We start from the raw sequence: 23,087 nt of genomic DNA, 5'->3' as shown, positions 1-23,087 counted from the left end.
AGCATGCGAAGATGCCACCCCGCCTTTCTTGAGACCTGACCCGGATGTTCGAGCTCAAACCCTGCGACCCCGCAACCTTCCGCCAACAAACCCGCCGCAGCACGCTGATCATCGCCGTGCTGTTCATGGCCCTGGCCATGCTGCTATCAACCCTGGCGGTGATGCTGTTCGGCGAACCCGGCGGCGATAATTTGCGTTTCAACATCGGCGGCGTATTCGCCGGGGTGCTGATCACCGTCGCCCTGGTGCGCGGCCCATTTTGGACCCAACCATGGCTGGCGCCTGCAGTGTACGGCTGGCAGCTCAAGCGCAACCTGATGCGCGTGACCAATGTGATGCACACCCTCAAAGACCGCGCACAGGCCAACGACCCCACTGCCCTCAAAGTGCTGCGTTTTTACCACTTGGGCCTGACGCAGATGCATGACCTGGACGCCAACTCCAGCGCCCAGGCGCAACTGGTCGGCGAGATGGAAGCGCATAGGGCGAAAATGCAGGCACTGGGCATCGACACCGACCAAACCCGCTTCGACCCCGCCTGGCTGGAAGGCTTCAAAAACCCATAATCAGTTGGAAACCTTCGCGCGCCAGCAGAACACGGCGCTGACGGCAATCGCCGCGCCTGCCAGACCGAACACCCACGGCGCCGACGCCACCGGTAGCAGCAACCCCGCCATCAGCGGCCCAAGGCCAGCGCCGACATCGCGCCACACCGCGTTGGAGGCCAGGGCCGAAACGCGCATCGAACCAGGGTTGCGCTCAGCCACCAAAGTGGTCACCAACGGCAATTGCAAGGCGCGCAGCACCAGCACCGCGGCCGCGCCGACGATCACCCAATAACTGCCAAATGCCGTCAACGCCAAGGCACTCAAGAACGAAAACAACAGCAGCATCGAGGTGGCACCAAAACGCTGCGCCGCACGCCCACCCAGCGGGCTCAGAAGCATCTCCGAGGCATAGCGCAGTGCCATCAGGCCGCCGGCGATCAGTACCGCATCGCCGCCAAGAATCTTCTGCGCCAGGATCGACAGGCCAAAGATAAACAGCCCGTCCAACGCCACGCCTTCGATAAACGACCACACCGCCACGCTGTCCGGCCACTTGAAGCGGCGCCCGGTGCTGTGCAAATCGTGCCCGGCGGTCGGCAAACCACGTGCCACCCACACGCCCGCCAGGCAGCAGCCGGCCAGAATCATGAAGATAGGTCGCGGCCCGGCCCACAGGGTCAGCCAGCCCCCCAGCGGCAGCGCCAGCATCGGCCCGAGGGCGATCACCGCCCTGGAGCGCCCTGCCCTGCGCGCCGCGCCCGCAGGCTCAGAGGTGGCCAACACTTGGGTCGACAGGTTCAGCGCGGCAAAACACAGGCCCCAGATCAGCCGCAGCCCCAACAAAGCGGCAAAACCTGACAGCATCGAGTTGCCCAAGGCGCACACCGTGGCGGCACCCGCGGCGATCATGCAGGTCAGCCGGTCGCCATTACGGGCGTAGAAATTCAACACATGGCGGTAGCCGAAAATCCGCACCAGGCGGTTGGCTGCGAGCAACACCCCGGCCTGGGCCAGGGTGATGCCAAAGGCCTGGGATTCCATGGGCAGCAGCAAGTAGAGCAACACATCACTGGGCAGGCATAACGCGAGGGTCAGTGCGGCACGTCGGGAGGTGGTATCAGCAGTGCGTAGAGCCAGGCTGGACATAAATCTGAAACATCCCGAAATATTCAGGCCGCCACGTTAGCGTTGCCGCCGCGTGTTTTACAAGGGCTAAACCTTGTGTTTATACGGCAACAAGCGCAGCCCACTGGCCACACTGCCCACCAGCGCAAACCCACAGCCCAGCCACAGCGCGTATTGCGGGCCGCTGCCCAGGGAGAGGTGAAAGCAGAACGCCACCAACGACGCCCCCAGCGTTTGCCCCAGTAAGCGTGAAATCGCGACGATGCCACTGGCCCCACCGCTGCGGGCCAACGGCGCGCTGGTCATGATCGCCTTGAGGTTGGGTGACTGGAAAAAACCGAAACCGGCGCCGCACAAGGCCATGCGCCAGCCAATATCGAAGGCGCTGGCGCCGCTGCCCAAGGTCGCCAACGCCGCCATGCCCGCGCTGAGCATCAGCAAACCGATGCCGCACAACAGGCCCAGCGACACACGATCCGCCAGCCGCCCCGCCACCAGGGCCATCACCGCCACCACTGCAGGCCACGGCGTCATCAAAAAACCGGTTGCCACCTGGCTGTGCCCCAGCACCGCCTGCAACAGAAACGGCAGCGATACAAAGGCCAGGCCCTGGGCGCTGAACGCACAGATGGCCGTGAGAGAAGACAGCGCAAACACCGGGCGCTTGAACAAGTCCACGGCCAGCATCGGCGCCGGGTGGCCGGCTTCACGGCGCAACAGCAATGCGCCGCACACCATCGCCAGCGCAATCAAACCGAGGGTCAGTGTGCCTTGGGCGCCATGCACCGCCGTGCCCAGGCCCAGCACCAACAGCGCGAACAGACCAGCACACAACAGCGCCGACAACCGATCAAACGCGTGACCGGTCAACGGCAGTGTCGGCAATGACCGCAGGCCCAGCCCCAGGGCCAGCAGCCCCAGCGGCACGTTGATCAGGTACAGCCAATGCCAGCTCGCCACCGACAGAATCGCCGACGCGGCGGTCGGCCCCAGCGTGAAGGCCAACCCCACCACCAGCGAGTTATAGCCCAGGCCGCGCCCGAGCATTTTTGACGGGTAGATATGTCGCAACAACGCCGTGTTGACACTCATCACCGCCGCCGCCCCGAGCCCTTGGGCCACCCGCGCGGCAGTCAGGGTGAGCAAAGAACCGGCCAACCCGCAAAACAGCGACGAGACAATAAACAGCAGCAAGCCGCCGAGGTACACGCGCCGGTGGCCGAGCACATCACTGAGCGACGCGAACGGCAGCACCGTGGCGATAATCGCCAACTGGTAGGCGTTCACCACCCAGATCACCGAGGCCGAATCAGTGCCGATACCTCGTGCCAGCGTCGGCAGCGCCGTATTGACGATGGCGGTGTCCAGGGTTGCCATGCCAATGCCCAAAGACAAGGCGATCACCGCCGGCAAGCGTTTATTGGAAGGCAGCCCATCGGCAACAGAAGACATGAACAATCCGCACAGGTGACAAAGGCCCTTAGATTAAGGGTTGCGCGAATTTTTTTCAGTGGCCGATTGCCTGGCTGTCCGAATTTTCATGTTTGGATGGCTAAGACTATCCAGACCTTCGCTGCGAACGGGGCTGTAGTGGAGAACTGGCTTGTTATGGCGAGCGGGCTTGCCCCGCGTTGGGCTGCGAAGCGGCCCCAAAACCTGGCTGACCAGGTCCGTCAGGAATACCCGAGGTGGCTTCACTGGGAGTGCTTCGCACTCCAACGCGGGGCAAGCCCGCTCGCCACAGGGTCAACGATCAACTCACTGCCTAACCACCCGGCCAGGTATTCACCGGCCTGGGCCACTCCCGCCTCTTCACCCAGGCGCGCCACCAGAAACTCGCACAGCCCGGCAAAGCTGCCGTCGGCCTGCAGGTGCAACACGGCCTCAAGCTCCAACGCACTGACCTGACGTAAACGTGAGGTGTACTGACGCCGCCACACTAACAATCCACCTGCCTGTTCCAGCATCATTGCCTGCGGCGCAAGCGCGTCTTGCCACAGTGCCGACCAGATAGCCTCAGCATTGGTAGTCAGCCCATGGCAGCGCAACGACGGCGTCAGGCGCAAAACGGCGCTGTCCCAATCCAGCTCGGCCAGGGCTTGCAACGGCAAGGGCGTCGCATCGGCGGCGACAAACGCCTCATTCAGCGCCGACTCGATCCAGGCCAGTTCATGCACATCCGGGTTATTCGGCAATACGGTCTTCAAGGTCGCGTAAAACCCTTCGGGATACGCATCCAGGGTCCAGGCATGCGGGGGTTGCTGGTCGATATGGGTAATGCTGGCCGCCAGAAACGCCTCCTCTCCCAGCCAACGTCGCACAATCGGAAACGCCTGTTCCAGGCAACCCACCAGCTGCGCGCGATAGTTGTTCTGGTACACCGCCAGGCCTGCGTGCCGGTCGCCCAGCAGTCGGGCCGAATCATCCGACGCACTCACCAGCCACGTGCGAAATGCCTGCTGCCACTGCGCCAGCTTCATTGCGCCAGCCCCAAAGCCCGCGCCATTGACAGCTCCTCAAGCAATTCGGCCAGCGGCGGGATGGCATCATCGCGCTCAATCATCGTGGCCACCGGCCCGAGCAACCCGACAGCCTTGGCATACAACGCCCAAACCCCGCTGCACACCGGGCTGTCGTGGCTGTCGATCAACAGCTCACGGCCCTGGCTATGGCCGGCCAAGTGAATCTGGCGCACGCGCTCAGCGGGAATGCCTTCGAGAAAGGCCAGGGCATCAAAGCCATGATTGCTGGCACTGACAAACACATTATTGATGTCCAGTAACAACTCGCACCCCGTGCGCTCGGCCATGGCGGCGATAAATGCGCATTCGCTCATGCTGGCACCGTCAAACGCCAGGTAGCTGGACGGGTTTTCCACCAGCAGCGTGCGGCCCAACACATCCTGGGCCTGGTGGATATTGGCGCAAACGCGGTCCAGAGCCTCGTCCGTATAGGGCACCGGCAACAAATCGTGGGCATTGAACCCCCCGCTGCGCGACCAACTCAGGTGGTCGGAGACAAACAGCGGCTCCACCTCATCCACCAGTGCTTTGAGACGCCGCAGGTACTCCGGGTCCAGCCCTTCGGCCGTGCCGATCGACATCGACACCCCGTGCAGCGCCACCGGGTAACGCTCGCGAATCCGGCGCAGGATGTGCCGTGGTTGCCCACCTGCGACCATAAAATTCTCAGAAATCACTTCGACAAAATCCACGGGCACCGAAGTTTCCAGGAAGTCGCAGTAATGCTCCTTGCGCAGCCCCAGGCCATAGCCGGAAAAGCGCGGGTTAAATGTCGGCATCATCGGTACTCCAGCAAAAAACTGTGGCGAGGGAGCTTGCTCCCGCTCGGCTGCGCAGCAGTCGCCCGTTTCTGGAAGCGCTGCACAAGCAAGCTTGCTCGCCACAGGAAGGCGTTATTTCGGCTCAGTCAACGTGCCACCGGCCTTGAGGCATTCAGACGGCGTCTTGACGATCACGCCCTCGCCCTTGCAGCTGTTAAGGCCCTTGCAGTCGTGCTTGGCGGTGGCGCACAGGCTTTCGCCCTTGCAACTGTTGACGCCGTAGCAGCGGCCGGGCTTTTCCTGCTGGTCGGCGGCGCTGGCGGCACTGGCGAATGACGCCGACGCCATGGCAATCAGGGCGGCGGCGGCGGCGAGGCTCAGACGGGATTTAAGTGCAGTGTTCATGGTTATTTCCTTTTGAGGTCTTGTGTGGGGTGAGAGGGATTATTTGATAACGGAAGCCGCGTCTTCGATGACCTTCGCCACAGCCTCAGGCTGGGAGATGTACACCAAGTGGCTAGCCTTGATTTCGGTGACCTTGGAACCCGCGCGCTGGTACATCCAGCGTTGCAGCGCGGGGCTCAGCGCACGGTCTTCGGTGGACACCACGGCATACGTCGGCTTTTTGTGCCACGCCGCCGCCCACACGGTGCCGCCGAACAAGGCGGTGGTAGCCGGCACTTGGGAGGCGGCCATGAAGTCAGTGCGGTTGGGGGTCAGGTCGGCGGCAAAATCGGCGTTGTATTTGCTGCGATCAAAGAACAGGTGGCCGTCGCGACTCTGCTTGATGTCATCGCTGGGCGCCGGCATCGAGCCGATCAACTGGGCCATGTTCTCGCCCACTTCCGGCTGCAGCGCCGAGACGTAGACCATCGACTTGACCTTGTCGCGGTCGCCGGCAATCGAGATCACCGCGCCACCGGAACTGTGGCCCACCAACACCACGGGGCCGACTTGTTGCTCCAGCACTTCACGTGCCTCGGCCACATCCGCCGCGAGGTTTTCGTGGCCCTGGTGCACCACGGTGACCTTGTAGCCCTTGTGAATCAGGATGTCGTGCACCACACGCCAGCCGGAACCGTCGACAAACGAGCCGGGCACGATCACCACACTTTTGCCGGTGCCGGGCTGCGGTGTATCGGCCGCCTGGGCCAGCACGGGGACAGTCAGGGCCATGGCCATGGCCAAAGAAGAAAGCATGCGCATCGGGTATCTCCATCAGGGTTGTTAAGGTTTGCCGAACAGGCGGCGATCCAGCGACCACGCCCCGCCGCCATAGGCCAGCAGCGGCAGCAACAGGCCCGCCCAAGTCAGGTGCGTCGGCCAGGCCTCGGGGTATACGAACACCTCGATCACCAGGGTCATGCCCAGCAGCGCGGCGGCCGCCGGGCGCGTCAGCAGGCCCACTAGCAGCAACAGCGGAAACAGGTGTTCGGCGTAGGTCGCCAGGTGCGCGGCCCAGTCCGACGGGATCAGCGGCAAGGCGTACTCCGAACGGAACAAGGTGTAGGTCGACGGTTTGAGGCTCATAAATCCGCTGACCTTGGTGCGTCCCGACAGGAAGAACACCGCTGCGATGCCCAGCCGGGCCACCAGCAACAGCAGCGCTTGGGGCAACAGGCGCTGGATCACGGCTGTTCCGTCAGGCTGCCGAAGCCTTTGGGCGTCTTGATCTGGGTGCAGGTGCCCTTGTCGACCAATACCCAGGCGTTGCCCTGGTAATCGGCGGTGGCGGTACCGGCGCACGAGGTGCCTTTACCGGCAGCGCAGTCGTTGGCACCGGCGAGGGCGACGCCGAAGCATTTATCCTGGGGCTTGGCGTCGTCGGCATGGGCCATCGCCGCAAAGGCGCTGAGGGACAGGGCGAAAGTGGCCGCAAGGGCCGCGTAGGGTCGCTTCATCGGTGTATCTCCTGGCTTGACTGAGTGTGGCCAGGGCGCGTGTGGCGGTGGGTGACCGCCTGCGCCAGCTGGTGAACAGAGTTAAAGCCAGGCGTGTATCCGGTCTGTGTCGCCAACACGCCAGAACGTCATGCCGATGTATCAAGGTGGTGCGGGGATACTTTGTAATACAAAGCCACTAAAGCACCGCCAAGCCATGCCGACGGCGCCAACCATTCGGACATGCCCAAGCTGCTGGGTGGTGGCGGTGAGCGCGGAGTGTGGGGCGTGATCCAGGCCCCCATACAAATCAAACGGTGGGAGCTGGCTTGCCTGCGATGCAGGCTCCTCGGTGTTTCATGCAGACCGAGTTGATGCTATCGCAGGCAAGCCAGCTCCCACCGTTTTAGAGAGTGGCGGCCTGGGAGAGTGCGCTCACGTCCAAATGCCCATCCTTCACCGGTGGGCACCAGTAGTAGCCACCGGTCAGCGGCGTACTGATCCGATACAACCCATCCACAATCCCGTCTTCCAACCCGCTCATACGCCGCAGTTGCGCTTCGAACGCATCGAAGGAATGCCCAAACGCCAGGAACATCAACCCCGCCTGGCCGTTCTCGGCCCACGGCATCGAGCGGCGCACCACAAAAGCTTGCGGGGTAAAACTCTCTTGGGCGGTGCGTTTGGTGTGAGCGGATTCGGGGGCGTCGTCCAGCTCTTCGTTATCGCCATGGCGGCGGCCGATGATGTGGTCACGCTCCTGGGCGGGCAACGCGGCAAAACCGTCGAGGTCGTGTTGCCATTGCTGGATCGCGGCAAAGCTGGCGCCGCTGTCGGTCAGGGCGGCTTCGACGGCGGCGGCGTCGTGGGGGTTTTCGGTGCCGTCTTCGTAATCGGTCAGATCGAAGCCGGTTTTGTAGCGGAAGCCTTCGGTCATCTGCACCAGCCGGAATGCCGGAGCCAGGGCCTTTTCAAATGCGCGGCTGCGCAGCAGCAGTTCACCGCGATCCACACCGTGCAGCCACACCCACAACGCCTGCTGGGTGGACGGGTTATGGGCGCCTGGGCCAGTAACGGCAGGGAATGCGCGCAGCCCTTCAATGTGCGCGCCGAGCGAAGTTACCAGCGGCTCGCCAACACCGACCACTGCGCCCGCGTCCGCCAACTGCACCAGCGCGTCTAACGCGGCGGGTACGGCTGCCAGTGCATCAACGGCAAAAAACAGATGGCGTGCCTGCAACGGCACCGGTGCGGCAAGAATGCCCGGCTGGTAGTGACTCATGTGAACTCCTTCTGAAAAGCCGCGCAGTTTAACCGGCCAGCGCGGGCTTTTGCTCAAGGTTTTCCAGATCACGCGGTTCCAGGCCCAATTGCGCCTTGAACTGCGCCCAGCCTTTGGGCGTGACCCGCACCGCACGCGAATCCCTGGCGCTGATCAATCAGGCGTGCGCCACGGCCTGCTGTATGGCCTGCTGTTTGTACTCAGCCTGTATTTCTGGGCGTCTCGCCGCTGCGCACCGGCGTGGCGTTCCTGCCACTGACAGTGTTGGTGAGCATCGGCAGCCTGACGGCCGGCGAGTGCGTGCGCGCCTTCGTAACGCGTCTGGCGCTTGCCACACTGCCCTTGGATGGGTGACTCTCTAGTCATGTTTTGCAACTATTCCAGGGGTAGCGACATGACCACCAGTAACCTGCTCGCCCAGCTGTTTCCCACCGCCGCCAGCGAAATTCCCGAGCAATTCCGCCTGCTCGCGTCCATCGAACAGCGTGATTACCTGGTCGACGGCCAGTTGCAGGTGTGGAACGGCCCGCTGGCCAAGGTGCAAAGCCCGGTGCAACTGGGCGATGAGCGCGTACACATCGGCAGCACGCCGCTGCTGGATGCCGACACCGCCCTCACCGCCCTGGACGCCGCCGTGCGCGCCTATGACCGCGGCCAGGGTGAATGGCCGACGATGCGCGTGGCCGAACGTATCCAGCATGTCGAAGCCTTTTTACGACGCATGCGCGAACAGCGCGACGCGGTGGTCAAGCTGCTGATGTGGGAAATCGGCAAGAACCTCAAGGACTCACAGAAAGAATTCGACCGCACCTGCGACTACATCACCGACACCATCAACGCCCTCAAGGAACTCGATCGCCGCAGCAGCCGCTTTGAGCTGGAACAGGACACCCTCGGCCAGATCCGCCGCGTGCCACTGGGCGTGGCGCTGTGCATGGGGCCTTACAACTACCCGCTCAACGAGACCTTCACCACGCTGATCCCCGCGTTGATCATGGGCAACACCGTGGTGTTCAAGCCGGCCAAGCTCGGCGTGCTGTTGATTCGCCCGCTGCTGGAGGCGTTCCGCGACAGCTTCCCGGCCGGCGTGATCAACGTGATCTATGGCAGCGGCCGCGAAACCGTCAGCGCGCTGATGGCCAGCGGCAAAATCGATATCTTTGCGTTTATCGGCACCAACAAGGCCGCCAGCGACCTGAAAAAGCTGCATCCAAAGCCACACCGCCTGCGCGCAGCCTTGGGCCTGGACGCAAAAAACCCCGGCATCGTGCTGCCCGAGGTCGACCTGGACAATGCCGTGAGCGAAGCGGTCACTGGCTCCCTGTCGTTCAACGGCCAACGCTGCACTGCGCTGAAGATCCTGTTCGTGCACGAAGCGGTAGTCGACAGCTTCATCCAGAAATTCAACAGCAAACTGGCGACGCTCAAACCCGGTATGCCCTGGGAAGACGGCGTATCGCTGACGCCGTTGCCGGAAGTCGGCAAGGTCGATTACCTCAACGCGTTGGTGGCCGACGCCGTGCAGCACGGCGCCAAGGTGGTGAACCCCAATGGCGGCGAAAGTCGCGGCTCGTTCTTCTACCCCGCCGTTTTGTACCCGGTGAACCCGCAGATGCGCGTTTACAACGAGGAACAGTTCGGCCCGGTTGTGCCGATCGTGCCGTACCGTGACCTGGAGACCGTGATCGAATACGTACTGGACTCGGACTTCGGCCAGCAGTTGAGCATCTTCGGCACCAACGCCGTGGAAGTCGGGCGGCTGGTGGACACCTTTGCCAACCAGGTCGGGCGTATCAACATCAACGCCCAGTGCCAGCGTGGGCCGGACACCTTCCCGTTCAACGGGCGCAAGAACTCGGCCGAGGGCACGTTGTCGGTGCATGACGCGCTGCGCGTGTTCTCGATCCGCACGTTGGTGGCGACCAAGTTCCAGGAGAGCAACAAGGCGTTGGTCAGCGATATTTTGCGTAATCGAGATTCGAGTTTCTTGACCACGGATTACATTTTCTGAAGACAGCGCCGCTCCCTGTATAAACAGGTCAGAGTGGGAGCTGGCTTGCCTGCGATAGCATCACTGCGGTCTGACTGAAAGACCGAAGTGCCTGCATCGCGGGCAAGCCCGGCTCCCACACGCGATCCGGTCCACCCTGCATAATGAGGCCACTTTAATACCGATGAACCTGCCCTTCTTCGCCCGGCGCCTGTTGCGCCCCTTGCTCGACCCCTACCGCCGCTACCGCCACGCCAAGCTGATCCACGCCGTGCGCGTGTCCATCGGCCTGCTGGCGACCATCCTGCTCACCACCGGCATCAACCTGCCCCACGGCGAGTGGGCCTCGGTGACCATGCTGATCGTTATCGGCGGCTTGCAGCACCACGGCAATATCGGCAAAAAAGCCGTGGAGCGCGCCTACGGCACCCTGATCGGTGCCAGCGTCGGCCTGCTGCTGGTGGTGCAACAGGCCTATTTCGGCATACCGCTGCTGACCTATCTGCTGATGTCGGTGGTGTGCGGGTTCTTTTCCTATCACGCCATCGGCAAAGGCGGTTACATCGCGCTGCTGTCGGCGATCACGGTGTTTATCGTCGCCGGCCACGGCGACAACCCGATCTCGGATGGCTTGTGGCGCACCGTCGATATCCTTATCGGCATCGTGTTGGCACTGGCGTTTTCCTTTGCCCTGCCGCTGTACGCGGTGTATTCGTGGCGCTACAACATGGCCAGCGCACTGCGCGACTGTGCGGCGATTTACAGCCGCATCATCAACGGCCAGTCAGTCACTGACGATGAACACTTCAAGCTGCTCAACCGCCTGAATGCCACCATACTGCAACTGCGCTCGCTGATGCCTTCGGTGTCCAAGGAAGTGCGTATCTCGATGACCGAGCTGGACATGATTCAACGGCACCTGCGCATGTGCATCAGCACTCTGGAGATTCTTGGCAATACCCGGCCCGATCCACGGGATGAACAGGCGATGGCGCGGATGCAGATGCTGTTGAAGGCCGAACATCGGCAGATTCGCGTGCAGTTGGTGGGGATGGCGCGGGCGTTGAAGTCGGGATTTACCGAACGGCTGGAGCGCTCGACCGTGCATGCCGCAGACGAAAGTGGGTTGGATGCACCGGTGCAAAGTGCATTGGATGGGTATCGGTTGTTGACGTTGCAGTTGGCGAGCAACGTGGAGGCCATGCGCCAGAAGCTCGCCAAGACATCGAGCTACTGGAAGATCTGAACCGGTAAAAAAAGGGGCAGTCCACCCCACGTGGAGCTGCCCCTTGCATTTACATCGGGTGACCCCTCTCCTTAAATCGAAAAGAACGACACGATACCCGTTGCCTGATTAACCAGAAGCGCAAGATTACCGTCAGAGGTGAAAGTGATGTCGGCAAGGTTGTCGAAACCCGTAAATCGATTAATGACTGTTTCCGTCACGGTATCGATAACGAACAGCGAATCGCGATAACTCGTCGTCCCCCCTGGGCCTACTGACCCCACATAGCATTGACGGGCAGTCGGATGCATCTTGACGCCCCAGGCGTAATGGAACCCCCCCAGCGATTTGATAAGGGCATTGTTCACAGGATTAATGATCCGCACAAAATCGTTATCCGCGACATAGATACGGGCGGATGGAATATTGTTGGGATTGAAGACGAGATCCTGAGGCCTGGAGAATCCCGCAACTTTGCCTACCACGCCACTCAATCCGTTGGCATTGACGGCCGCTACTTGCTGTTCTGCGGTGAAGTAAATCTGCGTTTTTTCCGGGTTGAGCGCCATCGCGACAGGGTTTGGCGTAGTGGGGATCCGACGCAGTTCACTGCCGGAGATTGCATCAAGAACGACGATCAGCGACGGCACATTCGTCGAGACAAACAGGCGTGAACCATCCCCGTTGAGTTCAACCCCCTGAACCACGTCAACACCCTTCACATCAAACCTCATCAGCACACCGTGGGTTGCAGGATTGATGACGGTGACGGTGCGCCCAAAGAAGTTGGCGACATAGAGTCGGGAGCCGTCCGGGCTCAGCACCATTTTGAACGGTGAATTAATTCCGGGGATGGTATCAATGACCTTGCGGGCAGTCACATCGATCACTGAAATCGAATTGCCGTGGTGGTTGGAGACAAACGCTTTGTCACCCGCCTTCGAAAGAACCACAAATTGCGGGCTCTGCCCTACCGCAACGTTGGCGATAACACCCGTCCGTTGTTTGACGGTGTAGGTCGTGACCGGAAATACCACGGACGTAGATACATCATCACTGCCATCAAACGTCACTCGGCACTCAATCACGATACTGCTACCGTTACGTACCCCCTGCAGCCAGGTTCTGGAAACCGCCACATTCTTCAAGCCACTCGCCGCTTCAACCCCATTAATCGGATAGCCCCTCAGCACGCTCAATGGCTCTACACCCTCAGCGCGCGCGGTGATCGACACCTTCTGCCCGGCAGCACTCAAACGCCAGGGGCTCAATGCCAAGAGCCCATCGCCATTGAACGCGGTCAGGTCCAACATGCCTTTATCGACAACCCCGTTAATCACTGCCTGCGGCAAGTCTGTCGCGCGGATAGCTTGTAACGTCAGTTGCTGGGCATCAGACGAGGTCACTCGGGTGCCTGACGTCACCTTGTAACGCAATGTGATGACCTTACCCACACTCGCCGTGATGATTGGCGCACTGATGGCGAAATCTACGCGCCCGCCGGCCACTCCGTTTTGTGCAGCGATCGTGGCCAGGGTGCCGTCCGGGTAGATCCACTCCAGGACAATCTTTTGCGTAGCCGTCATGGCTGGATACGCCACCGCTACTATTGCATTTTTCTCATAGTCCAACGGGTAAACGGTAATCGCGGCCCCAGGTTTGTTGGCAAAGCTCGGTGCCGGCAGGGTGGCTGCCAATGCTTGGACGATATACTCGGCGGTCCCAAACAAGAGCGCGGTGTCCTTGTCGGGTATCTGCGCAAAACTGACCCAAAAGCGAATGGTCAGGTGCGAGCCGTCCTTGAGTCGACGCAGTTGATCCACCGGCGTTGGCGCCGAAATGCCCTTGACGACGCCGTCAGCCGTCACCTCACTGGCTGTGTAGGTATCTTCGATATAGGACGTGCCGTCGGCAAAAGTGCCTTCGTTGGTCATCCACATCAATTGGTCTTTATTGATTAAATCCCATGCTGGGATACGGGTGTGGGCCGTGTTCGGCAGGCTAAAGAGCGGCAGCAGGGTCTCGCCAGCCCCGTCGATGATCGGCGTCGGCAGCTTCGCGAGCGGCTGCAGGACAAGCGTCAATATCTCGGACTTGTAGGTGAATTGCCCACGGGTAAAGCTGTACCGCACGGTGATTTTATTGCCGTTGGGGCGCACGCCCTTGGAAATCACCTCAGGCGGGATGGTGGCATTGACCTTGTTGGTCTTCGGGTCACCCGCCACTTGCACCACAATACTGCTGACCCCATACGCTCCCAACCACTCGACGAAAATCTGGTCATCGGCGCGCATCTGTTTGAACGCGACCTCCACGGTGGCGCCCTTGACCACCGCTTTGGGGTCAAGTTGGTCCTGCAGACTACCGGCCTCCAGCACTTTGGGCAGTTCCAGTTTCACGTCCGCACCGACGGTAAGATCAAGCACACTGGAGCGCAAGACTTGTCGAGGCGGCCCCGCACGTTCAATGCTGTAGCTGACACGGATGCTGGCGTTGACGTTGTTATCCAGCACTTTACGGTCAAACGGGAAAAACACCAACGGCAAGGCGGCCCCCGCGTATGCACTGTTAATCAGGATTTTGCCACTGGCAGAGCCGTTCGCGTCCTTGCCGACCACACTCCAATACAGCACGTCGCCGGCAATCGTATTCCCGTAGGGAAAGAGCAGTAGAATTTCAGGGTCTTTTACATCGGCAGGGTCGATGTTGTTACGGCGGGAGCCTTGAATGATCGGAGCTTCCAACACCGACACACGCTCACCCACCTGAGCCTGCAGCTTCACTGATTCACGCAGGGACGCCGATGTGCCCTCACCGTCATCGGTGGTGTAATAAATCTGGAACGGGCCTAGGCCTTCAAACGCCTTGAGTGCCTCCTTGGTCACACGGCGCTTGCCGCCCTGGATGCCTGCCGGTTGCGGCAGGGTAAGGCTTACGCTGCCGTCGAGGGCTTCGAGCACCAGGGTTTCCAACAGAAACACATTGTGCGGCTGGTAGGTAGGTAGTATTACGTCAATGTCGGTATTCGAAGGGATCAGCCCCGCTTCAAACGGGCTGACGGTCACCGCCGGCATTGATACCGGCAAGCCCGTCACACTGACCGTGTAACTGCCCGACTCGCCCAGCAGTACGCCAGCGCTGGTTCTCGATTCGTACTTCACTTGAAAACGCTCCTTGGCCAGCTCCGTGAAAAGGTCGTAGCTGACGGGGATCTCCTCGTAAGACTTGTTGGTATCGGGGAAGGGCCCCAGTGTCACTGTCTTGCTTTGCCCTTTTTTTCCCGGGAAAAGCTCGAAGACCACCATGATCTGATTTTGCGGGCTAGGTTTGGGCGACTTGCGCGGCGGATAGACCGCCACCTTCAACTTGGACCGGTTATTGAGGTTAAGGTCCAGTTGATCAGACTCAACGTCATCGACAAGAAAGATCGGGTATTGCAGAAACTTCGAGTCAAGTTCCGACACCAGTTTGTAGGCTTTGCAATACTGCCATTCCCCCTCGGGAACGTTGCCCACCACGTCTTTAACCGTAAAGGCGACCTCTACCGGCCCACTCTGCCTGCCCTTCTTGATAATATCCCAGCTGATAAATACCCGGATCGGCCCAGGCCCGTCAGCCTCTTCCGGGCTCACCACATGCTCCACCGCCAGCCCGTCATAGCGCACGGTGATAATGTCGTTTTTACGGAGATACAGGTATTTGGTGATCAGGCACCACAGACCATCTTCGGTGTTGCTCTTGTTCAGGACCGAGCCAGTGGGCTTGCCTTCTATCGACATATTCAAACCACTGTGCCACTTCTTCGTGACCTCCTGATCACGGCCGCCGGGGTTGGTCAATTTGATCAGGATGGTTTGGGTGATCGACCGGCTCTCCTGCAAACTGATGGCTCGCACGAGCCGCCCGAACATAGCGACTTCGCCCTGGGGCAGCTTGTTCACCGTCAGGTGGTAAGCGCTGGCACCCAAGTCACTGATGGCATTTGAACCAGCAGGGTTGATCAGGTCCTGAATGCGGATTGCGTAATAGTCGCCGAGCACACGCCCAGTCCACGGAGAAAAGGTGAACATTGCAGGCGATCCATGACGGATGCCCATGCCCCATACGGCAGTCTCGGGATACAGGGGAGGCGTACTGGTAAATTGCGGCTGTAACTGCACAGCGGGGAAATACGAAGTGGGCGGTTCAAGATCGAGATCATAAGAATCAGTAGGCCGGCTGGACATGACTATTACCTTACTGGTTGAACGCGCGCCACACTGACGCACGAGGCAAGGTGAATAAGACGTCGGGAAGAAGAGCCGAATCTACTGTCAGAATTGACAGTGGCGACGAGTGGCTGGGGCCCAGCAAAAAACAACGGTTTCTGAGGGTATTCGTGAATCTCTCTGCCCCCAGCCTTTTACTTACATTTTTTTCACGATTTATTCACATCCGCAGCCGTAGGGTGAAGCCTCATCCGTTACAAACGCTGCACATCAAAACCCGCCGCCCCAGCGGGTTTTTTTTGTCTTGGATTTGGGGTTCAACGGGCCGCTTTGGAAGCAGGCACAGCAGCTTGTTCACGAATCGCACGCTGGGTATCCAGCACCTTGGCCAGCGCGGTTTCGGCCTCAGGACTTTGCTGCGGCACACGAATCGCGGCCGAGACCAGCGTGATCAACTTAGCCATCACTTCGGCGTCCGTGGCCGGGCGGCCCAGGCTCATGGAGTTCATCAGCAGGCGCAGTTCAGTGCCGGCCATTACTCCGGAAATCGCCTTGAGGGCAAATTGCAGGCGCACGCCCAGCTCATTGCGTGGCAGATCCGGCAGGGCCAGGGCGAAGGCTTCGAAGAAGCGCTGGAACACCGGCTGGTAATGCACCTTGAGGTATTCCTGGATAAACGGCGAGGTGTCGCTGTACACCCGGCCCAGGAAACGGATAAATGATCGCCCTTCCCCGCTGGCCGGATCACTGCGCTCCAGGCCCATGGCCGGGGCGAACAGCACGCCGAGCAAGGTGTCGCAGTCGAGCGGGCCATCGGCCTCGGCTTCGCAGCGCGCGAGCAGCTCCAGGCGCTGCTCGTTGAGCGGCTCCAGGCGTTGCATCAGCAGGGTTTTCATCAGGGAGTCCTTGTCCCCGAAGTGGTAGTTCACGGCGGCCAGGTTCACCTGGGCGCGCTCGGTAATCTGCCGGAGCAACACGGCGTCATAGCCGTATTTGATGAAAAGAGCCTCTGTCGCATCCAGCAGTCGAGTCTTGGTAACGTTTGGAGCGCTGAGTTTCTTCGCGACCATGAAAGGTTCCACGTGGGAAATATTGTTTTAAAAAATAATTTGATTTTTTATACCGGGGCAGCCCTTCGAAAGCAAGTAGTGACACTGCGCCATGCTACGAAAGGCCTGTATAAACAGGCCTGTCGAGGGTAGCCGAAGGGATTTTCAGGCGCCGCAGCCGAACGACCGGCAAATCGTCACAAGAGGTGAAACCGCTCTACATCCATGGCTGGCGAAGCGCGTTGATCGCGGTTACTATTCAAACAATATTTTAAAAACAAGAAATAAAACCAGTCCGTGGCGCGTATCAGGCAGTTCCCGAACTTGTTACAAGGCTTTGCCGGGGGCGTGGCGATAGCGTCGAGACTGCAGGCGTAGTCATGATGACAGATACCCCCGCGCACCCTGGCTTGATCTCCCTGCAAGGCATCGGCAAGAGCTATCAGCTCGCCGGGCAACACCTGTCGATTCTCAATGACGTGTGCCTGTCCATCGCCCGCGGCGACAGCTGCGGCATTCTCGGCGCCTCAGGCTCCGGCAAAAGTACCCTGCTCAATATTCTTGGCCTGCTGGACTTGCCCGACGGCGGCCAGTACCACTTTGCCGGCCACGATATCTTCAGCGCCACGCCCGATGAGCTGGCGGCGATCCGCAACCAGCAGATCGGCTTTGTGTTCCAGAGTTTCAACCTGCTGCCCCGCCTCAGTGCCCTGGACAACGTCGCCCTGCCCCTCAGTTACCGTGGCGTGTCGCGCCATGAGTCGGTGGAACAGGCGCTGCGCATGCTCGCGCAAGTCGGCCTGGCCGAGCGCGCCCACCACCGCCCGGCCGATCTTTCCGGTGGCCAGCGCCAACGCGTAGCGATCGCCCGCGCGCTGGTCGGCAAGCCGTCGGTGATCCTCGCCGACGAACCCACCGGCAACCTCGACAGCACCACGGCCCAGGAGATCATGGACCTGCTCCTGGCCCTGAACCGCGAGCAGCAGGTGACGCTGATTATCGTCACCCACGATGCACACATCGCCGAGCGCCTGGAGCGCAAGATCCTGGTACGCAATGGCGTGGTGCATGAGGCTGGGCGCCTATGAGCCAGCGGGTCGAACAGAGCCTGAGCCAACTGCTGCATGAAGCCTTTGTGAGCCTGCGCACCCTGGGCAAACGTTCGATCCTGGCGTTGCTGGGCATCGTGATCGGCAGCTCATCGGTGGTGGCCCTGATCAATATCGGCCATAACGCGGCGGTGGACGCGGCGATGATTTTCAAGGACATGGGCACCGACACCCTGATCGCCCAGTTCCCGCCCAAAGGCAACAGCAATGCACCGATGCGCGCCAGCCTCGACCTGGACGCGGTGCGCCTGGCGGTGCCAGGCATTGCCCATATCGGCGCGCTCAGCCTGTTCAGCGGGCCGCTGGTGTTCCAAGGCCGCACGGCCAACGCCAACTTCGTCGGCAGCACCGCGGATATCAAGGACGCCATGCGCCTGGCCCTGCGCGAGGGGCGATTTCTGTCCGCCTTCGATGCCAACGAAACCTACGGAGTGATCGGCGATCAAGTCGCCCAGGCCTTGGGCACGCCGGGCAACCCGCTGAAGCTGGGCGACCGTGTGCGTATCAACGATTACCTGTTCCTGGTGGTGGGCATCCTGCACAACCAACCCCGCGCGATGCTGATGCCGGTGCAGGCCAACGAATCGCTGTTTATCCCCGCCGAAGGCATGCGGCGCATCTACCCGACGCCGCAGATCGGCAATGTGATCATTCGCGCCGCACCCGGCCAGGACATGGAGCGCATCGCCCGTGAGGCCGCGATTGCCCTGAAAAGCCAGCTCACCGACCACGATGTCGACATTCAGGTGCCCCAGCAAATGATCGATGGCATGACCCGGCAAAGCCGCACGTTCGCCTACTTGCTGCTGGCGCTGGGCGCGATTTCCCTGGTCGGTGGCGGTGTCGGCGTGATGAACGTGATGCTGATGAATGTCTCGGAGCGCCGCCGCGAAATCGGCATCCGCATGGCCCTGGGCGCACGCCAGCGTGACATCCGCAACCTGTTCCTGCTCGAAGCGGTCACCCTGACGGCGGTGGGTGCGCTGTGCGGTGCGGTGCTGGGCATGACCGCCGCGTGGCTCTACGCCTGGCTGTCGGGCTGGGAATTTGCCCTGGCCGCCGCCGCCCTGCCGCTGGGGGTGGGCAGCACCTTGCTGGTGGGCTTGTTCTTTGGCATCTACCCGGCGGTCTCGGCCTCGCGGCTGCAGCCGGTGGAGGCCCTGCGCGATGAATAAATGGCTGTGGTTACTCGCCCTGGCAAGCCTGCCCGCCATGGCCGCCGATGTGGTAATCAACCCGTCAGCGCCGAGCACCACCCGCAGTGGGTATGACCGCAGTGTGTCGCTCAATAACCAGGTCACGACGCTGACCCTGGGTGATGCGGTGTACCTGGGCCTGCGCAAAAACCCGGCGATCCGCAGCGCGTACCTGCAACGCGTGGCGCAAAAGTTCGACCTGCGGGTGGCCGAAGACACCTTCAACCCCAAGCTCTCCCTCAACAGTTACTACCGCCAAAGTCGCGGCTCGGCCGACAACGCGCGCAATGCCAACCTCGCGCCGAGAGCGACCTTGCTCAGTGAGTACGGCACCCAGTTGAGCATGGCCTGGACCCAACAACTGAACAACGCCGACCGCGCCGGCCGCTACCGCAGCGACGGCCTCGACCTCACGCTGATCCAACCGCTGATGCGCGGCGGCGGCTGGGACGCCACCACCGCGCCGCTGCGCCTGTCGCGCCTGTCGGAGCAGGCCAACCGCCTGAACCTCAAGGCCACCGTGGCGCAGACCATCAGCCAGATCATCGCCACCTACCGCGAACTGCTGCGCGCCCAAGAGCAGTTGAGCATCGTCCAGGACGCACTCAAACGCTCCAACACCTTGCTGGACGTGAACAAGGCGCTGATCAGCGCGGGGCGCATGGCTGAGTTCGAAATCGTGCAGACCGAAGCCGATATCGCCACCCAGCAATTGGGCGTGGAAGAGGCCCAGAACCAACTCGACACCAGCCGCCTGGCCCTGCTGCGCCTGCTGGCGCTGGACCTGTCGACGCCGATCCGCGCCAGCGAAGCCCTGGAAGCCAAGCCGATGACCATCGACAAACGCCAGGCCTTCAGCCTGGCGCAGACCCAGCAGCCGGAGTACCTCGCCGCCCTGCTCGGCAGCCAACAGGCCGACCTCAACCTGGTGATCGCCAAAGACTCCGGGCGCTGGCAGGTGGACCTGGTGGCGGGCGCCAACCAGCTGCGCGATGCCTACAGCAACAATGACAGCGGCAACAACAATAACCGCACCTGGAACAGCTACGCCGGGGTGCAGGTGCAGATTCCCATCGGCGACATCAGCACCCGCCAGGCCGAGGTGCGCGCGCGGGTCAATGTGGAAGACCAGGAGATCCGTATCACCGATGCGCGCCAGGAACTGGAACGCAGTGTCAACGATGTGGTGCGCGACCTGGGCACGCGTTGGCGCCAATATGAAATTTCCCAGCGCGCCGTTGAGCTGTCGCGGCGCAAGATCGAAATCGAGCGGGAAAAACTCAGTGCCGGGCGCTCCACCAACTTCCAGGTGTTGAGTTACGAAACTGACCTGCGCAACGCCGAAAACGCGCGGCTCAATGCACTGATCGCTTATCTGAACGCCCAGACCCAGCTCGACTTGACCCTGGGCATGACGCTGGAAAGTTGGGAAATCGCCCTCAATGACTACTGATAAAAAATACCTGCTGGGTGCCGTGATCGTCGTGCTGTTGGCGGGCGCAGGCATTGCCCTGCGCAGCCCGGCTACCGATCAGCCGGCCGCAACCGAGCAATGGCTGGCAGTCAAGCCCGACCCGTTGGTGCACCAGATAGGCCTGGTGGGCAAGATCGAACCCGACACCACCATCACCCTCACCGCGCCGTTCGACGGCAATGTGCTGGTCAACCTGGTTGAACAAGGCCAACGCGTCGAGGCCGGCCAGGTACTGTTGCGCATGGACCCCTCCACCCTCGAAGTGCAACTGCGCGACGCGCTCTCCGCCCAGCTCAAAGCCCGGCGCACCGTGCAAGAGATGCAAGACTGGGACAGCAGCCCCGCCGTCAGCCGCGCACGCCGCAGCCTGCGCACCGCAGAAATGACCGCCGGCAACACCCAGCGCAAACTCACCGAGAGTGAAAATCTGTTCAAGCGCGGCATCATCCCGCGCAACGAGCTGGACGATCTCAAGCAGCAGACCCAACAGCAACAACTGGACCTGGCCTCGGCCCGCAGCGAGCTGCAGCAGGCGCAAGATCAGGGCAAAGGCGAATACCGACAAATCGCCGAGATGGAGCTGACCAACGCCACGGTGAAATACGACGCCCTGCACAAGCTGCTCGACGGCCAAGAGGTCAAGGCGCCCTTCTCCGGCATCGTGGTGCCGGCGCCGGGCAGCAATAACTCCTCGCCAGGGGGAGCCAATAACAACGCACCGGTGCAGGCCGGCAGCAAGGTCAGCCAGGGGCAGGTGCTGTTCGGGCTGGCCAATATCGAGCGGCTGAAAATCGTCGCCAAGGTATCGGAACTGGACATCAACCAGTTGCATCAGGGCCAGGCCGTGGAAGTGATGGGTGATGGTTTTGACGGCGAGCGCCTGACCGGCTCCGTCAGCGTGGTCAGCGGCCTGGCGATTGCCAGCGATAGCCAGGGCAGCGCGCAGTTTCCCATCACCTTGTCGATCCCCACGCTCACTGCGCAGCAATTGCAGCGGGTGCGGCTGGGGATGAGTGCGCGGTTGACCATCGTCACCTACAACAATGCGCAGGCGATTGTGGTGCCGAGCCAGGCGATCCAGCCGGACATGAGCGTGGAATATCGGGCCGCGATGGATAAGCCGGTTGAGCGGGTGAAAGTCACCACAGGACAGTCAACCGCCGAAGGTGTCGAGGTGTTTGGGCTCAAGCCGGGGTTTGTAAAAACATCAAAATAGCTGGAGATCCAAAGGTGGGAGCTGGCTTGCCTGCGATGGCGGACTGTCAGTTTAGAACAGCTGTGCCTGACCCACCGCTATCGCAGGCAAGCCAGCTCCCACATTCATGCTGAGGTGAGTTTGGCGGCCAGGGCCTTGGCTTGAATCGCCACGTCGGTGACTGCCGTGCTCTCCCACCACATCCCCCGCAAGGGCGGGCCCATGGCAAACAGGCGTTGGCTGACCTGGCCTTGAGCATCCAGCACTGCACCTGATGTATCCGCCGCAATTCCCAACGCCAACGGTCCTGGCTTGATGAGCCCTCGTTTGAGCAACTGCTGCGGCAGCGGTTTGGCCACTCGCCGCCAGTCGTACTCAATACCGCTGGAGTTAATCAACGCAGCACCCGACACCTGGGTGACAGCTTGTTCGCCACGCCGCCGCAGCTTGATCGTCACGCCGCTGTCCGACGCCACCAGCCCCTTGAACGACGCCGCCTGAATCCGCAGCCGTCCTTCTGCATGCAACTGTGCCACCAACTGCGCGCTCAATGGCGGCGAGCGATGGTGATGGCTCTCCCACCACGGCCTTACATGGCGCACGAACTGGCGTTTCTCGCGCTCACTGGCCTGGCTCCACAAGCGGCCGATATGCGCTCGCACCGTGTCCAGCGGCGCTTGCCAATCAATGCCCTGTTCCACCGCCAGTTGGCATTGGCGCCGCACCTCGCGCAGCAACTGTCGAGGGCTGCGCAGGTTGTGGTCGTCGGCGAGGAAGTCCACCCAGCTCGGCGGTTGCCGGCGCACATGGGGTAGCAGGCCATGGCGCGAAAATATCTCGATCGGCCCGCGATGACCGGCCTGTTCCAGGGACACCACGGCATCCACCATGGTCAACCCGGAACCGATGATCAGCACGGTTGACTGCGGCTCGATCTGGCGCATGGCCTTGACGTCCCACGGGTCCACTGCCGCTGCATTCAAGCCGCTGGATTCGGTCTGCGGCGTGCGTGCCGCCGGGAACATGCCAGTGGCCAATACGGCCTGGACACCGCGCAATTGTTGGCCGTTATCCAGCGTCAGCCGAGTTGAGTCGGCATCCACTTGCAGGTCGACCACCTCGGCACGAATATGCTCGACCGTGGAAGCCGAGAGCGCCTTGGCCTCAGCCAGACGCTGTTGCGCATACACGCCAAAAATCCCGCGTGGCGGGAACAACTCACTGATGGGTACAGGCTGCTGATTCGACTCCGGCCAGCCCCCAGCGCCGATGTAGTCAGTGAGCCATTGGGTCAAGTCATCGGCGTTGTCCGGGTCGACACTCATGCGCGCCGCATTGCCGTTCAGGGTGTGCCCCAGTTCGACGGCACTGTAGGCCTCGCCACGGCCAAGTTCCTTGCTCGGCTCAATCACCAGGATCTGCCGCTTGCCTGGCTGGCGCAGCAGTTGCACCGCCAGCATCGTGCCGCTCAAGCCGCCGCCGATGATCAGCACATCAGCGTTGCGGATGGATTCAGTCATGCA

At 61.4% G+C, this 23,087-nt stretch carries 20 protein-coding genes; 7 read left to right on the top strand and 13 right to left on the bottom strand.

What is annotated here, in order from left to right:
• The first annotated feature begins 44 nt into the window (after positions 1 to 44).
• Positions 45 to 566 carry a DUF3087 domain-containing protein gene (locus ACQY47_RS26595; RefSeq protein WP_138454153.1) on the top strand — a complete coding sequence of 174 codons (522 nt, stop codon included), beginning with the start codon at positions 45 to 47 and terminating at the stop codon, positions 564 to 566.
• On the opposite strand, the gene ACQY47_RS26590 is transcribed toward ACQY47_RS26595, so the two are convergent.
• The 10 genes from ACQY47_RS26590 to ACQY47_RS26545 all read right to left on the bottom strand — a co-directional run bounded on the left by ACQY47_RS26590 (position 567) and on the right by ACQY47_RS26545 (position 8,275).
• The gene (locus ACQY47_RS26590; RefSeq protein ID WP_428553289.1) at positions 567 to 1,694 is read right to left on the bottom strand and encodes an MFS transporter; all 1,128 of its coding nucleotides are present in this window, start codon (positions 1,692 to 1,694) and stop codon (positions 567 to 569) included.
• A 66-nt stretch (positions 1,695 to 1,760) separates the two neighbouring features.
• Positions 1,761 to 3,125 carry an MFS transporter gene (locus ACQY47_RS26585; RefSeq protein ID WP_428553286.1) on the bottom strand — a complete coding sequence of 455 codons (1,365 nt, stop codon included), beginning with the start codon at positions 3,123 to 3,125 and terminating at the stop codon, positions 1,761 to 1,763.
• A gap of 242 nt (positions 3,126 to 3,367) precedes the next feature.
• Positions 3,368 to 4,153, bottom strand: a complete 786-nt coding sequence (locus ACQY47_RS26580) for a putative DNA-binding domain-containing protein (protein ID WP_428553283.1) — start codon at positions 4,151 to 4,153, stop codon at positions 3,368 to 3,370.
• Positions 4,150 to 4,974, bottom strand: a complete 825-nt coding sequence (locus ACQY47_RS26575; RefSeq protein ID WP_428557395.1) for a DUF692 domain-containing protein — start codon at positions 4,972 to 4,974, stop codon at positions 4,150 to 4,152. The genes ACQY47_RS26580 and ACQY47_RS26575 overlap by 4 nt, the downstream gene beginning before the upstream one ends.
• A gap of 114 nt (positions 4,975 to 5,088) precedes the next feature.
• Entirely contained in the window at positions 5,089 to 5,361 is a 273-nt protein-coding gene (locus tag ACQY47_RS26570; RefSeq protein WP_017137586.1) for a BufA2 family periplasmic bufferin-type metallophore, read from the bottom strand.
• 39 nt (positions 5,362 to 5,400) lie between these two features.
• Positions 5,401 to 6,162 carry an alpha/beta fold hydrolase gene (locus ACQY47_RS26565; RefSeq protein ID WP_017137585.1) on the bottom strand — a complete coding sequence of 254 codons (762 nt, stop codon included), beginning with the start codon at positions 6,160 to 6,162 and terminating at the stop codon, positions 5,401 to 5,403.
• A gap of 21 nt (positions 6,163 to 6,183) precedes the next feature.
• Positions 6,184 to 6,588 carry a DoxX family protein gene (locus ACQY47_RS26560; protein WP_017137584.1) on the bottom strand — a complete coding sequence of 135 codons (405 nt, stop codon included), beginning with the start codon at positions 6,586 to 6,588 and terminating at the stop codon, positions 6,184 to 6,186.
• The gene (locus ACQY47_RS26555) at positions 6,585 to 6,857 is read right to left on the bottom strand and encodes a DUF2282 domain-containing protein (RefSeq protein WP_428553278.1); all 273 of its coding nucleotides are present in this window, start codon (positions 6,855 to 6,857) and stop codon (positions 6,585 to 6,587) included. The genes ACQY47_RS26560 and ACQY47_RS26555 overlap by 4 nt, the downstream gene beginning before the upstream one ends.
• 385 nt (positions 6,858 to 7,242) lie before the next feature.
• A complete protein-coding gene (locus tag ACQY47_RS26550) occupies positions 7,243 to 8,118 on the bottom strand; it encodes a Dyp-type peroxidase (RefSeq protein WP_428553275.1) in 876 nt (291 codons plus the stop codon).
• A 28-nt stretch (positions 8,119 to 8,146) separates the two neighbouring features.
• Positions 8,147 to 8,275 carry a hypothetical protein gene (locus ACQY47_RS26545; RefSeq protein WP_017137560.1) on the bottom strand — a complete coding sequence of 43 codons (129 nt, stop codon included), beginning with the start codon at positions 8,273 to 8,275 and terminating at the stop codon, positions 8,147 to 8,149.
• A 237-nt stretch (positions 8,276 to 8,512) separates the two neighbouring features.
• On the opposite strand from ACQY47_RS26545, the gene ACQY47_RS26540 reads away from it, so the two are divergent.
• On the top strand, positions 8,513 to 10,129 hold the full coding sequence (locus ACQY47_RS26540; RefSeq protein ID WP_428553271.1) for an NADP-dependent glyceraldehyde-3-phosphate dehydrogenase: 1,617 nt from the start codon (positions 8,513 to 8,515) through the stop codon (positions 10,127 to 10,129).
• A gap of 163 nt (positions 10,130 to 10,292) precedes the next feature.
• A complete protein-coding gene (locus ACQY47_RS26535) occupies positions 10,293 to 11,354 on the top strand; it encodes an FUSC family protein (protein WP_428553268.1) in 1,062 nt (353 codons plus the stop codon).
• Positions 11,355 to 11,425: 71 nt separating this feature from the next.
• Here the strand turns inward: ACQY47_RS26535 and ACQY47_RS26530 are convergent, their stop codons facing one another.
• Together ACQY47_RS26530 and ACQY47_RS26525 are read right to left on the bottom strand one after the other, a co-directional pair.
• Positions 11,426 to 15,559 (bottom strand): YncE family protein, encoded by a 4,134-nt coding sequence (locus tag ACQY47_RS26530; RefSeq protein WP_428553265.1) that lies wholly within the window; start codon positions 15,557 to 15,559, stop codon positions 11,426 to 11,428.
• A gap of 299 nt (positions 15,560 to 15,858) precedes the next feature.
• Positions 15,859 to 16,611, bottom strand: coding sequence for a TetR/AcrR family transcriptional regulator (locus tag ACQY47_RS26525; protein WP_428553262.1), 753 nt, complete (start codon positions 16,609 to 16,611; stop codon positions 15,859 to 15,861).
• A 359-nt stretch (positions 16,612 to 16,970) separates the two neighbouring features.
• Between ACQY47_RS26525 and ACQY47_RS26520 the strand changes: the two genes are divergently transcribed.
• The 4 genes from ACQY47_RS26520 to ACQY47_RS26505 are packed head-to-tail and all read left to right on the top strand — an operon-like array spanning position 16,971 to position 21,585.
• Entirely contained in the window at positions 16,971 to 17,678 is a 708-nt protein-coding gene (locus ACQY47_RS26520; RefSeq protein WP_138449196.1) for an ABC transporter ATP-binding protein, read from the top strand.
• Positions 17,675 to 18,874: an ABC transporter permease gene (locus ACQY47_RS26515; protein ID WP_428553258.1), complete on the top strand. Its 1,200-nt coding sequence runs from the start codon at positions 17,675 to 17,677 to the stop codon at positions 18,872 to 18,874. The genes ACQY47_RS26520 and ACQY47_RS26515 overlap by 4 nt, the downstream gene beginning before the upstream one ends.
• Positions 18,867 to 20,348 carry a TolC family protein gene (locus ACQY47_RS26510; protein ID WP_099550528.1) on the top strand — a complete coding sequence of 494 codons (1,482 nt, stop codon included), beginning with the start codon at positions 18,867 to 18,869 and terminating at the stop codon, positions 20,346 to 20,348. Before ACQY47_RS26515 ends, ACQY47_RS26510 begins: the two co-directional genes overlap by 8 nt.
• Positions 20,338 to 21,585 carry an efflux RND transporter periplasmic adaptor subunit gene (locus ACQY47_RS26505; RefSeq protein ID WP_428553254.1) on the top strand — a complete coding sequence of 416 codons (1,248 nt, stop codon included), beginning with the start codon at positions 20,338 to 20,340 and terminating at the stop codon, positions 21,583 to 21,585. The genes ACQY47_RS26510 and ACQY47_RS26505 overlap by 11 nt, the downstream gene beginning before the upstream one ends.
• A gap of 104 nt (positions 21,586 to 21,689) precedes the next feature.
• Here ACQY47_RS26505 and ACQY47_RS26500 read toward each other — a convergent pair whose 3' ends face one another.
• Positions 21,690 to 23,084 carry an FAD/NAD(P)-binding protein gene (locus ACQY47_RS26500; protein ID WP_428553251.1) on the bottom strand — a complete coding sequence of 465 codons (1,395 nt, stop codon included), beginning with the start codon at positions 23,082 to 23,084 and terminating at the stop codon, positions 21,690 to 21,692.
• Between the last annotated feature and the right edge of the window lie 3 nt (positions 23,085 to 23,087).

This window comes from Pseudomonas edaphica (assembly GCF_965277385.1).
GTDB classification, from domain to species: Bacteria; Pseudomonadota; Gammaproteobacteria; order Pseudomonadales; family Pseudomonadaceae; genus Aquipseudomonas; species Aquipseudomonas edaphica.
The sequence above is the reverse complement of the archived record's forward strand: the minus strand, read 5'-3'. Positions and strand labels throughout refer to the sequence as shown.

Excerpts from the sequence above, each read along its gene's own strand:
- ACQY47_RS26530 (WP_428553265.1), bottom strand. The coding sequence starts at position 15,559 with ATGTCCAGCCGGCCTACTGATTCTTATGATCTCGATCTTGAACCGCCC.
- ACQY47_RS26595 (WP_138454153.1), top strand. The coding sequence starts at position 45 with ATGTTCGAGCTCAAACCCTGCGACCCCGCAACCTTCCGCCAACAAACC.
- ACQY47_RS26510 (WP_099550528.1), top strand. The coding sequence starts at position 18,867 with ATGAATAAATGGCTGTGGTTACTCGCCCTGGCAAGCCTGCCCGCCATG.
- ACQY47_RS26525 (WP_428553262.1), bottom strand. The coding sequence starts at position 16,611 with ATGGTCGCGAAGAAACTCAGCGCTCCAAACGTTACCAAGACTCGACTG.
- ACQY47_RS26515 (WP_428553258.1), top strand. The coding sequence starts at position 17,675 with ATGAGCCAGCGGGTCGAACAGAGCCTGAGCCAACTGCTGCATGAAGCC.
- ACQY47_RS26575 (WP_428557395.1), bottom strand. The coding sequence starts at position 4,974 with ATGCCGACATTTAACCCGCGCTTTTCCGGCTATGGCCTGGGGCTGCGC.
- ACQY47_RS26535 (WP_428553268.1), top strand. The coding sequence starts at position 10,293 with ATGAACCTGCCCTTCTTCGCCCGGCGCCTGTTGCGCCCCTTGCTCGAC.
- ACQY47_RS26580 (WP_428553283.1), bottom strand. The coding sequence starts at position 4,153 with ATGAAGCTGGCGCAGTGGCAGCAGGCATTTCGCACGTGGCTGGTGAGT.
- ACQY47_RS26555 (WP_428553278.1), bottom strand. The coding sequence starts at position 6,857 with ATGAAGCGACCCTACGCGGCCCTTGCGGCCACTTTCGCCCTGTCCCTC.
- ACQY47_RS26505 (WP_428553254.1), top strand. The coding sequence starts at position 20,338 with ATGACTACTGATAAAAAATACCTGCTGGGTGCCGTGATCGTCGTGCTG.
- ACQY47_RS26550 (WP_428553275.1), bottom strand. The coding sequence starts at position 8,118 with ATGAGTCACTACCAGCCGGGCATTCTTGCCGCACCGGTGCCGTTGCAG.
- ACQY47_RS26585 (WP_428553286.1), bottom strand. The coding sequence starts at position 3,125 with ATGTCTTCTGTTGCCGATGGGCTGCCTTCCAATAAACGCTTGCCGGCG.
- ACQY47_RS26565 (WP_017137585.1), bottom strand. The coding sequence starts at position 6,162 with ATGCGCATGCTTTCTTCTTTGGCCATGGCCATGGCCCTGACTGTCCCC.
- ACQY47_RS26500 (WP_428553251.1), bottom strand. The coding sequence starts at position 23,084 with ATGACTGAATCCATCCGCAACGCTGATGTGCTGATCATCGGCGGCGGC.
- ACQY47_RS26570 (WP_017137586.1), bottom strand. The coding sequence starts at position 5,361 with ATGAACACTGCACTTAAATCCCGTCTGAGCCTCGCCGCCGCCGCCGCC.
- ACQY47_RS26520 (WP_138449196.1), top strand. The coding sequence starts at position 16,971 with ATGATGACAGATACCCCCGCGCACCCTGGCTTGATCTCCCTGCAAGGC.
- ACQY47_RS26540 (WP_428553271.1), top strand. The coding sequence starts at position 8,513 with ATGACCACCAGTAACCTGCTCGCCCAGCTGTTTCCCACCGCCGCCAGC.
- ACQY47_RS26590 (WP_428553289.1), bottom strand. The coding sequence starts at position 1,694 with ATGTCCAGCCTGGCTCTACGCACTGCTGATACCACCTCCCGACGTGCC.